At 33.1% G+C, this 11,419-nt stretch carries 12 protein-coding genes and 2 pseudogenes; all 14 read right to left on the bottom strand.

Going from position 1 to position 11,419, the window contains the following annotated elements; all coding sequences use genetic code 11:
- Window positions 1–203: 203 nt before the first annotated feature.
- Window positions 204–860, bottom strand: a complete 657-nt coding sequence (locus AC3G7N_RS19965; RefSeq protein WP_489423919.1) for a Type 1 glutamine amidotransferase-like domain-containing protein — start codon at window positions 858–860, stop codon at window positions 204–206.
- 163 nt (window positions 861–1,023) lie between these two features.
- Window positions 1,024–1,471, bottom strand: a pseudogene (locus AC3G7N_RS19960) (GNAT family N-acetyltransferase).
- Between the two features lie 150 nt (window positions 1,472–1,621).
- Window positions 1,622–2,452, bottom strand: a complete 831-nt coding sequence (locus AC3G7N_RS19955; RefSeq protein WP_489423918.1) for a GNAT family N-acetyltransferase — start codon at window positions 2,450–2,452, stop codon at window positions 1,622–1,624.
- 493 nt (window positions 2,453–2,945) lie between these two features.
- Window positions 2,946–3,578, bottom strand: a complete 633-nt coding sequence (locus AC3G7N_RS19950) for a type 1 glutamine amidotransferase family protein (RefSeq protein ID WP_489423917.1) — start codon at window positions 3,576–3,578, stop codon at window positions 2,946–2,948.
- Between the two features lie 75 nt (window positions 3,579–3,653).
- A pseudogene (locus tag AC3G7N_RS19945) lies at window positions 3,654–4,615 on the bottom strand (helix-turn-helix transcriptional regulator).
- 284 nt (window positions 4,616–4,899) lie between these two features.
- Window positions 4,900–5,223, bottom strand: a complete 324-nt coding sequence (locus tag AC3G7N_RS19940; RefSeq protein WP_489423916.1) for a hypothetical protein — start codon at window positions 5,221–5,223, stop codon at window positions 4,900–4,902.
- A gap of 111 nt (window positions 5,224–5,334) precedes the next feature.
- Window positions 5,335–6,072, bottom strand: coding sequence for a hypothetical protein (locus AC3G7N_RS19935; protein WP_489423915.1), 738 nt, complete (start codon window positions 6,070–6,072; stop codon window positions 5,335–5,337).
- Between the two features lie 386 nt (window positions 6,073–6,458).
- On the bottom strand, window positions 6,459–7,541 hold the full coding sequence (locus AC3G7N_RS19930; protein WP_489423914.1) for a phospholipase D-like domain-containing protein: 1,083 nt from the start codon (window positions 7,539–7,541) through the stop codon (window positions 6,459–6,461).
- 193 nt (window positions 7,542–7,734) lie between these two features.
- Window positions 7,735–8,658, bottom strand: a complete 924-nt coding sequence (locus AC3G7N_RS19925) for a hypothetical protein (RefSeq protein ID WP_489423913.1) — start codon at window positions 8,656–8,658, stop codon at window positions 7,735–7,737.
- 241 nt (window positions 8,659–8,899) lie between these two features.
- Window positions 8,900–9,244 (bottom strand): DUF1428 family protein, encoded by a 345-nt coding sequence (locus tag AC3G7N_RS19920; protein WP_489423912.1) that lies wholly within the window; start codon window positions 9,242–9,244, stop codon window positions 8,900–8,902.
- A 152-nt stretch (window positions 9,245–9,396) separates the two neighbouring features.
- Window positions 9,397–9,570, bottom strand: a complete 174-nt coding sequence (locus tag AC3G7N_RS19915) for a hypothetical protein (RefSeq protein WP_489423911.1) — start codon at window positions 9,568–9,570, stop codon at window positions 9,397–9,399.
- Between the two features lie 147 nt (window positions 9,571–9,717).
- Window positions 9,718–10,353, bottom strand: a complete 636-nt coding sequence (locus AC3G7N_RS19910; RefSeq protein ID WP_489423910.1) for a permease prefix domain 1-containing protein — start codon at window positions 10,351–10,353, stop codon at window positions 9,718–9,720.
- Window positions 10,350–10,676, bottom strand: coding sequence for a PadR family transcriptional regulator (locus tag AC3G7N_RS19905; protein ID WP_489423909.1), 327 nt, complete (start codon window positions 10,674–10,676; stop codon window positions 10,350–10,352). The genes AC3G7N_RS19910 and AC3G7N_RS19905 overlap by 4 nt, the downstream gene beginning before the upstream one ends.
- A 186-nt stretch (window positions 10,677–10,862) precedes the next feature.
- Entirely contained in the window at window positions 10,863–11,195 is a 333-nt protein-coding gene (locus AC3G7N_RS19900) for a MazG nucleotide pyrophosphohydrolase domain-containing protein (RefSeq protein ID WP_489423908.1), read from the bottom strand.
- Window positions 11,196–11,419 lie beyond the last annotated feature (224 nt).

Below are 11,419 nucleotides of genomic sequence, written 5' to 3'. Positions count from 1 at the left end.
TAAGTCTTATTCAGCCAAATTATCCTTGGCCCTTCTCCTTATTCAAGAAAAGCGCATCCGATTGCTGAAGACCGTTCTGCACATCTATGCTTTCTGGATAACGAAGTAACAATCCTATTTTACGTAGTTCACTTTCACTAAACTTAAAATAGAAGCTTTGCATAAAGAAATGAATACAATTAATCTTTAGCCATTCACCTAAACTAGATCGTCGCATCCAATTTTTGAATTTTTGATTGAGAAATTAAATATACATCCCCAATAATGTCAATTTTGTCTCCCTTTATACGAACAGCGCAATCTTTGTTCGACGCATAAATATTTATTTCTTCTGACAAGGGAGACAGTTCTCTATGAACAAGCTCCATGTTATTTTCAAGATCAAAATGAGCTAAGACGGAAAACTCGTCAAGGCCGATTCCTTCGTAAACAGAGCTTCCTTCAACTTCATCTCCAAAGTTTATTGAGCATAACCATTTAGCAGACATGTTAATTGCACCAGCACTTGCCCCCACCACAACTGCTCTGCTTTTTTTAATCCAATCCGACAATTCATATTCCATCAAAAAAACATTTTGTTTAAGAGTATTTCCACCCAGCAAAAAAATAACTGAAGCATTGTGAATTAACGTTTGAGCATCTTCCTTTTGAACCCGATAATTAATTAAATGATATTCATCAAACTTAATGCCTGCCTGATCAAGCCATGACCGTTCAGTGGCACCATTATCTTCATAAAGAGACGGATTCGAGCTAATCATAACAATTGATTTTCTATCAATGATATCTTCCTTTAAAACCTTTCTCAGATTCTCAGGAAAAAAGTTTCTAAACCAACCTAAATAATAATGAGTTTTCATAAGTACCCCCCCCGTAGCAAAGTGTAAATAACATTAATTTCCTGCATTACTCATTCTGTTTTCTTGTCACCAACACAATATTCTCAATATGGCCCGATTGTACAATATGGACGCAATCGTGCCCGTTTGTAGCAATCACATTAAACACTTAAAACTGTTTACTTTACTTTTTATATTGCATCTTCAAAAATTCAACCTGACTACCATCCTCGTCTTGCTGCATAAAGGTTTTAACAGATTTAAAACCTGCTCTTTTATAGACCTTTATAGCCCTTTTATTAAAAGTAGCAACCGAAAGCGTTAGGGTTATATTTTGAAATCGCAAAGTTTAGTCCAGCTTTAAAGAAATCAAAACCCTTCCCCCTTCCAGTTAGTTCAGGTTTCATACCTAACCCAATCTCAACGGAACCTTCCTCAGTTTCAAAACAAAAGAACCCGATTTCTTCGTCATCCTTTTTAACCATGTAGTAAATATCGCCGCGTGGACTTAAGAGTTCAGCTATATCCTCTTCATCATTCTCATAATCATAAAAAGAATATTCCCCTTCATAGTGCCAGTTTGAAATTTTCTCTGCTTGTTTTTGTGATATTTCACTAAAATTGTAATCCATGATAACTCCTCCTATCATGTCTCTAATACCCATCTGATCTTCCGTATAATGGCCCAACTGATAAAAAAATTTATTACGCAACTGCGCCCGTTTGCAAAGATGCTCAACTGATGCCACCATGTGAAGTTCCAAGAACATAATGTATGTATTTCACTCAAATGGAAAAATATATACTACATAGTTGAAAACGTTTGTTAACCCTATATTTTGCGCAATTGCATTGGAGGGCTTGTTTGTCTCCATACAATCCCAGTACGGAACCATACCATTGTTCACACACTCTTTTACAAGATGGTCGGCTATCTTTTGAGCTAATTTATTCCCTTGATGTTCCTCTAGTGTTTCTACATCTACACCGTGCATATTTCCAACTACAAATCCTGAAAAACATACACTCACAATCTTATTATTGTAAGCAATACAATAGCCAATTCCTCTGTTAAAAAAATTCTCGGGTGAAGACCAAAATTCTAATATTTTTAAGTGTAAAAATTCAATGTTATCAATTGAATTTTCATCGTTTTCATAAAGAACTTTATCTATTTTTAAAACCTTGTATTCTTGTTCAATAGTAGGATTAATCTTTGCCTTATAAGTATTTTTTTGTAACTCATAAACTTTTTGAGTCGACATTTTCAATTGACGATGTTCAAATATGTTTTCGATGGTCTTATTCCATCTTTGGTGATTACCTATTCCAATAAAATAATTTAATTGAAGTTTCTTCGCCTCAGGGAATATTTTTCTATCAAAAAAATCGTTTACATCGTTATTAAACATCTTATTCTCTTCATCACCGATAAAGAAAAAACCATCATTATTACCTAACCAAATAAGTCCAGTATTAGGTGAATCGTTATTATCTACAAATATGCGTCCAGGATTAATCCCTTCAATTACTGCTTTAACTTCTAAATTGCCTTTCTCATTTATTAAACTTTTACATTTATAAAAATCTCTCGTATTTAGTTCATTAATCAACAGTATACATCCTTCCTAAAGGGTATTAATCTAACTTTATCATAATTCAAAACTTTTTTACCAAACTAAACTCGTCATTAGCTTAGTGGGGATATTTTATTCTACAAACTGGCCTGATTCATAAGTTAGGACGCAGATCCTTATTCTGGAAATGCGCCCCATGCTTTATAACATTTTAGATCTGGTATGTTCGTAACAACAAAAAAATTAGGCGCATCGAGGGACCGATTATTTTGAAAAAGATAACCTCTTAATACTCCTTCTTTGGTAAAAGATAAGCGTTTTAATAACTGTATGGAAGGCTCATGTTGCTAGTAAGGTACCTCACCAATTCTAAAGGTGTAGCGTCAGGAAAATGCAGATTTACAACGATAAGGAAATTTCAAAATAAAAAGCCCAACTTCTTTGCAAAACAAAATAGAAAAAGTGAGCTTTTCGGTTACTTCATTTTTTTATTTGAACTAATATAAAACTGCTAAGTTGATTTTTTAGCTCAGCTATTTATTGAATTCATTAACTGGAAGAAGTATTCAGGTTTATGAGTCTTATTTAGGTTATACCATGAATGTAATGTATCTGGTGCAAATACATCTATTTTTTTCAATACCTCCATCGCAAATTCCAGAGGAGCTATTCCTGATGCAGTAACTAAATTCGCATCAGATACCGCAGATTCCAACTCATAGAACTTTTCTCCTTTATAGGTAGGACATACCATTTTAGTATATTCTAAGTTATTACTTGTATGCTTTCTAGTATCCAAGTATCCCATATTCGCGAGGGCATCAGTTGCACCACAAATTGCAGCAACAATAGTGCCAAGCTTTAAAGCTTGGCCAATTCTCTCCAAGATAGGTTGATGAATTTCTTCACTCCAAGTAGTCCCTCCTGGTAAAATTAAAAGATCTTTACTATCAAGAATACATTCATCAAGGGAAATATCTGGTTTTATGCTCAGTCCTCCCATAGTAGTAATCATTTCTTTATTAGCTCCTACTGTAATTACTTTTAAAGGTGCTAAATCTTTTTTGAAATATCTTCCTGAGTTTAGTTCAGCAATTAAATATCCATATTCCCAGTCCGACATTGTATTAAATACATATAGAAAAACTTTTTTTGTTTGCATCCAATAACACTCCAATCACATTTTATATATCCAACTATAACATTACTTCCCTGACACCTAGCGTCAGGGAAGTAATCAAATTTGATGAAATTTTATTAATTCCGACAGAACTTCAATAAGTCTTTTCTTAAGACTTATTGGCTCAATAACTTTAATAGATTTATTGTACGGTAAAAGTAAATAGGGTACATATGTATGTATCACATCTTTTTCAAGAAGAAAAACTGCTTGATTTGAAGTCCGTTCTTGTAAATAATGTCCTAAAAACCATGTTGGCAAATATCAGCCAATACACTTTTATCCCCATTGATAACCAAAGAGATAATCCCTTCCTTATCTTCTATAGTTGGAAGAAGATTTTTCATAAAAGAGTCACGTCCTGAAAAGTTTTCCGGCCGGTTAAACTTATTTTCGGTTAGCATTAGATTTTCAATTCGATCTACTCTAAAACTACGAATATCATTCCTAAGATGGCAAAATCCAATCGCATACCACTTATTATTCCAAAAGATAATTCTGTACGGATCGACCAATCTATAATCTAATTGCTTTTCGCCACTTTTATGGTAAAGAATTTTTATTGAGCACACATCAGCTATGGCCTGCTCCAACTCCTTCAAAAAAGGCTCCATAGAGAGTGAACTTAATCGACTTATTACTTCCAGACTATTTAAATGTTGGTTTATCTTTGTTTCCTGCTCTTGATTTGAGTATTTACTTAGTTTTGAAATGGCCCTATTTAGTGCTTCACCTCCATAATATCCGGCTTCTTCTGCAAAAATAGCAGCGTGAAATAGTGAAGTTTGCTCCTCAAAATCAAAAAAAAGAGGAGCCTCAATAAAATTGTTCAATAAAGTGTATCCACCGTTATGTCCTGGGTCTGAAATTATAGGTACACCACTTGTTGAGAGTGAATCAATATAACGATACACAGTCCTTATATTCATCTCTAAATTTTCCGAAATTTGTTTCGCAGTAATTTTTTTACCTGTGCTAAGCATCCATAGAATTGCTAACATATTGTCAATTTTAGGCATATAAATCCACCTCTATTTGGAATTTATTATCTACTATATAAGCTTTAGTGATAAGTGGATTTTTTGTATTTATCATTTTAATTTAACCCATTTCCTTGAATTAGACTATTATGTCTTGTTAAGTATAATTCTTCGCAGTGTATTGGCAATATTTATTGAAAGATAATCAACTGCGTTATTTCACAATATGGCCTGTATATGCGATAATGGCGCGATCTTTTATTAGAGAATCGCGCCCTTTTGCTGAAGAGCCGGTTCAAGGTTTTCAATTAATTCATTACGCATTAAATAGCTAATGTAAATGCTAATGCAAACCAAACAAAGGCATATCCAAACTGAACAAGATATGTCTTTCTGGACTTTTTTTGAAGATATTTTTCAATACCATCAAATATAGAACCAACTCCTAACAATATAAATATCCATTTTATAAAGCCGAAGTTTACATCATTAATAATGCCAAATACAAATAATGTCACCACTAATATTGAAATTATCCATCTAAATATTATCATTGGTTTTGTGCTTTTTTCTTGCTCTTGTTGGCCCTGAAAAAATATTCCTATTTCTAACACCCCTTCATTGTCTACTGGTTCAATAGGCCTCATTCATCACAATGGCCCGTTTCAGAAGAATGCCCTCTTATTCGATTAGCGCGCCCTTTTCTGGAATAACTAGGGATATGTCTTAACTCCAAAATCTGTTCTTAAAAATAAAAGCTAACGATGCTGAACCCAAACATTAGGTTCAGTATATGTACCCACATCATGTTCACTATCGATGTATAATTTGCTTATTCCATCAGGAATTACGTAATGTCCAGTAGAAGGTAATTTCATGTGTGTCCACTCTTCCCATTGTTCTACGGTACCTGTCATGGTCTGTGAATGCTGAGCCATACATACGACCTTTCCACCCACTCTGACGTGAGTTCTTAACCATGGGTCAAATGGTAAACCATCTGAACGAACCCATTGAGCATATGTATTGATGGGTGTTAGAGGATACTTATGCTTGAGCGTTGGTCGTATAGGCGCGATTACATTTGGTAAACTAAATTTGGTTGCAAGTTCTTTAAACTCAAGAATAAGTTGTCCTGCTAAACCTTTTCTTGAAAAATTCGGATTGACAATACCTGCACAAATCACAAATGTATTAGGTGTCATTTTGTTCTCATATTCCTTGACGCTACGAACCAAGGAATCAGTGTAACCCGAGGGTAAATCAGTTATCTCTCCAGTCCATTGAATTGGTACGCCCCAACCACTTCCTACAGGTTGATTATCTGAGTTAACGAGAATTATATTGTATTCCCCAAAATACTCCCATACACGTTCTATGTAATTTTTAGCGATTGGGTCGGATGTAATGAACGGGGGAAAACCCTCCGAGAAAAGTTCATCCATCTGATCATCGTTCCATTGTCTAGCATCAAAACGTTCTACTGTGTATTCCATAGTCTTCCTCCTAAGTACTTTATCTTTGCTGAAGAATTATATCAATTTCCTTTTTAAATGAGATTGATTTTATGCAACAAACTGCCCCAACAATGGCAATTTAGAGACGCAGCTCTTAATTCCGAAAGTGTGCCCATTTATTGAATGTAGACTAGCAACTATAATTAGCATTAATTCCTCTTTATTCCTCATCTGTTACAGTTTTCATAGGCCCAAACATGTGCAGCTTAACCTTATTCATTGACTATTTTATATGAACGGAATATTTACTATCAAATATACCTGAAGTAAATATCTGTGATCATAGTATTTTTGGAAATGAATGGATAGTTTGTTTTACTAAAATTTTTTTAAGAAAACACATCCTACTATCCATTTGTAATCACTTAATAAATTTTTTCCCTATTCTCATAAACTGTATTCTTCAGCATTTCAAATTTTATCTCTTCAACTAATTCAAGTACACTTTCTATTGTAGGTTTTATTTGTTTGAACTCTTTAAGCAGTTCATCTCCACGATAATTTAGATGCCCAAATTTAGAATCCTGTTCTTCGTGCAATTCTTGTAATACTGTGTTCATGGTAGAATCAGTATCTCCGTTATCTATTGTATAAAAACGATCCCATAACCTGAAATCGTAAGAATCTAAGTATTGCTCAAATTCATCTAATTGGGATATAAATGAGTTCAAATGTGTTTTAATATTTTCTTTTAAAGACTCTGCCTTGGTATTATTAAATACATATTCGTACTCTTCACTTATCACATTAATAATCTCAAATAGACTCTTATCCAATTCCTTAAATCTAGACCATTCTTCCTTATGGAAATAGGCATCATTAATTCTAAATGTTTCATGCTCAGATATATAGGGCTCATCGCCTACAAATGTAAAAAGGTTGTAACGTAAGTTATCAAAGATTCCTTCCATGACACTCTGTAACTCTTCAATTTTTATTACATAATCAGATGTGGCATATCTAATTGAATAATTTTTAATAATATCAAAGATATTATTTTTAATGCTAGTCACGTTATTCCTATCATAAACTATAAAACCTAACTCCATTTTGTCAGAACTTGCATCTGAAAAATTTTGCGAACCTATATAGGCTTTATTATCCGTCATAATAAGTTTCGCATGGTTAGAAAAGTTAAAGAAAACGTTTAAATCATTGAATTTATACCTCTCTAACGTTTGTAAATACCAATAAACTTGCTTAGAAGCATCAGCACTTCCAAATGATTTCTTAGGTACATTTAAAAAAATGTTTACCGGAACTTCAATAGGAATTTTTTTAATTATATTAAGTAATTCTGACTCACCATAAGTTGTTATATTATAGGTAACAATATTAATATATTTTGCATTTCCAAAATCATTAATTACAGCTTTAAAACTGTAATTTCCCTGGGTTAATACTACATCTCCTGATACACCCTTTAACGTATTAAATATATTGCCCACTATCAATGCCCCTTTTTTAGTGCTTAATCAATCCCCATAAAAATAAAATTTATAATAAGGGAATTCCCTTTAGATTCTATATCTTGTACCAAATATTACTCATAGTCTGCTTTACGTAAAATAATACCTTATTTAAGATATATCCCTTTTTCTAATTAACAAAATTAGTCACATTCCTTGCCCATATAATGGTTTAAGCATGTTTAAAGTAATCCAAACAATAACCACAAAAAGAGGCCCTATCTTCTTGCCTATATACAATCATTCCATTACACCTTGGTCCATCGCAGGTTGTTAATTGATCTTGTATTGGTCTTACCCCACATGTTAAACAAATGTATTGGTGTCCATCTAAACACATTAATGTCTCCATTTCACAATCAGGACATTCATGTAAAGGGTCTTCTCCACCATCTTTTATGTAACTATAAGTATCAACAAAGTTATCGATATAACTTTCCGCAAACAATGATATATTCTCATTACAAAAGTGACAAAATACATCAGACTCATTATTAAATTCAACTGCCTCTTGATAGCAATTTGGACATTTCAAAACGATATCTATATAGTCCAAATTGTCCTCCAGTAACACCATCCTTTCATTTATATATTCATCAAGTTCATTTAGCTGTTCTATTATTTGTGTGTATCTTTCATCATCAGATTCTATTAAACCTTCTTCTACCATTTCAGTCTTTATAAACGGAATAAAGTGGGTTAAGATCTTTACAATTCTTGACTTCAATACATCTGGAGTTACATCAAAATGAAAATGTTCTATTTTATTTCTATCTTTTCTGAGTAGCACCAATTCCTTTATTAATTGTTCATCAAGTTTTATTTCAGCTATATTTTGTAACCTTTGGATTAGGGTATCATGATTGACATTCACTAAGTCGCCCGAAATCAACTTTTCTTTTTTTGCTTGTTCTATTTTTTGAAATATAAGCGACCAGTGTTCTTGAAAAAGGAGTTCCTTCAATAATAATTGTATCCCTGCATGCAAATTAATTATCGAGTACTTTAAATGTTCCTCAGTACCATCATTATCAAGTGATTTTAGTAGAAAGTCCAACCCATTATCGACCATGTCTAATTTAAAGTTACTAGACATAAAACATCCCTCCCCTTCTTTTACAATAGTAGCGCAATTTAAAATGAAGGAGAACCTTATATAGCAAATTGCTACATAAGAGGCTCCTTTTATTTAAAATATTTATATAAAATTATTTCGGCTACTTCTCAAGATTAAACCTCAAGTTATTCCATTAACTGGCCCTTTAAATGAAAAGTGAGCGCTATCTTTATTCCAGAAAAGCGCCCTATTATGGCAGAATCCATTTTCTTTGTTACGGTTATCCGAATTCACCACGGACAGTTCGACCCACATCAATCACCTTTATCATTTGATTATATAACTTTTCAATCTGTTCATCATTATCAACTTTCTCCAAAACCTGACTATGGTGATCCTTATTATGATAACGGTTAATTTCTAACATAAGTATCTCGCTTTCGTGTAGTTCAACTGCCGATACCATTCCTGAACAACCATATTCCGGCTGAATGGATGCAGCAGTAAATGTTTCGCTCTCGATCGCACCATACTCTTTGTAAATACGTTCAGCTTCTCGATTAATTTTCAAAAATTGTTCTTTGTTTTCTTCCAGTACTGGATAAAGATAAATTTCTAAATACATGATTACTCCTCCTTTTTAGATAGAATTATTAACGTTATTGGCAGAGTCAAGTTTACCGCACATAACCGTCAATAATTTTTTCTCAATTGCTAAACCTTTATGCAACAATCTGGCCCTTTTTATTCCAGAAAAGCGCCCTTTAGTTGAACAGCTCAAATTATTTCTGTTTCTTCTTTCTTGAAAATACCAACCAATAACATAACGAGTCCGATTATGAAGATAAGAGGGAAAATATACCACATTATCAATGCTCCCCAACCACTTTCTACAATGACTGCATAGGTTAACCCTATCGCAAAAGATAAAGCCGGTGAAATTGGTACCATAAGAGCTATGACCCCATATCTTATATTTTTTATTTTTCGGTTTACCTACGCTTAGCTGATAAGCTACAAGCGCACTTATAAATGCAATTCCATACCCTATAACAATCGCCATTTTACCAATCCTTTCTCTATTTCAATATTCTCTTATTATTTCACAAACCTGCTGCGTTCTTTATTAACAAACAGGAACGTAAAAAGTTGTCTAGAATTAAGATATGCAAAAGAAACTAATGGCAAAAAGAATATATCTACCCAAAACCCATAGACGTAATTTTCAGGATGCTGAAATACAGAAATAGACATAATTGCACAAATAATCATCGATGGAATCATAAAAAAACTCCACGGATTCTTTATCCACTTTACTTTACCTTTTAATGCCTCATAAAGAACTTCAAATATTCCTGTAATTAAAGTTATGATTAAAAAAACTCCAATTCCACCATCTTGAAAAAAGTTACCTAAGTCTCGGTGATAATATCCGTTTATATAGTATGCAATCGTCCACATAAATCCTGCAACCAGAGTGGCGCACATTAAAAACCTCACTATTTTATATACTGGGAACATTATATTTTTCATTTCTGAATTTATCTTCTGACTGTTACCAAAAGACGTTATTGCATTTTTAACTGCATCTTGATATGTATCTCCGCTAATCATGAGATCATTTACGTGTTCGTTAAGGTGAGAAATCAACTCTTCTTTCAGCTCTTCTTTTGCTAACTCCTCCATTGGTAAATCAGATATAATATTTTTGACATATTTGTCTACCTTGTTCACAACAGTCCCTCCATTGTTCGATTAATTAGCTGATTTATTTGATTCCAATTGTTAACCTTTTGTTTTAGAACTTTTTCCCCTTCTTCAGTTATCGAGTAATACTTTCTCCTTTTTTCGTCTTTCTCTTCAGTCCAATAAGAAATCAAGCATTCCTTCTTTTCCAACCGCTTTAACGCCGGGTAAAGTGTTCCCTCATTCATATTGTAAGTTTCGTCACTTAATACTCTTAGTTTTTTTGTAATTTCATACCCATAGCAATCTTTTTCTGCCATTAAAGAAAGTAGTAAAATTTCGATGCTTCCTTTCATTAACTCTTTATCCACTGAGATTACCTCCAACTCTTATTGCATGCATTGTATAACAATGTATGTTGAATTACAAGGTATATGATACAGTTTAGAATTCAACATAAATAAAAAAAGGCTTAGAGAATTTATCTCTAAGCCTTTTTTTATTTGCTTCTTCTTCAAGTAACGCGCCCTTTTGCGGAAGAAAGGATATTTTTAAGGTCAATTTTCTTTATTTTGTACTGTTAAAAAATCTTCTAAATTAGGAGATTGATTATATTTAATTGCAGCTTGTTTATCCTTTTTAATGATGGCCTTTGATAAATCAATATGATTTATGCTCGCAATGGCCACTGTGTAGTGTATAACATCAACTAGCTCTTTTTCTAAAGAGGTTTCTTCTGTATTCGCCTTTCGCCCCTCTAACTGGTTTAGTACCTCTGCTACCTCACCTATTTCTTCTACTAGTTTCATAAATAAGGCAGTTGAAGTTCGTCCTTCTTTGTATTTTAATGCTAGGTAGTTCTGTAGCTCGTGAAATGTTAATTGCTTCATATTAATCCTCACCTTTAATATTTTTTCTTATTAACTATGTAACAATATGGCCCGATCCATTAAAAAAAGCGCAAGCCTTTACTCCAAAATTGCGCCCGATCGTATTGCTTAATACTTTATTTTGTTATTAAAGCTATAAGGGGGGACTACTAAAGCTATTCCAAAACAAATTATAGCTGCTAATTTTGATTGTTTGGTGACACGTTCATCATCACCCTTATGTA

The sequence above is a fragment of the Virgibacillus carmonensis genome (genome assembly GCF_057836705.1).
Note: the sequence above shows the minus strand (reverse complement) of the source record. Positions and strands in the feature narration are given on the sequence as shown.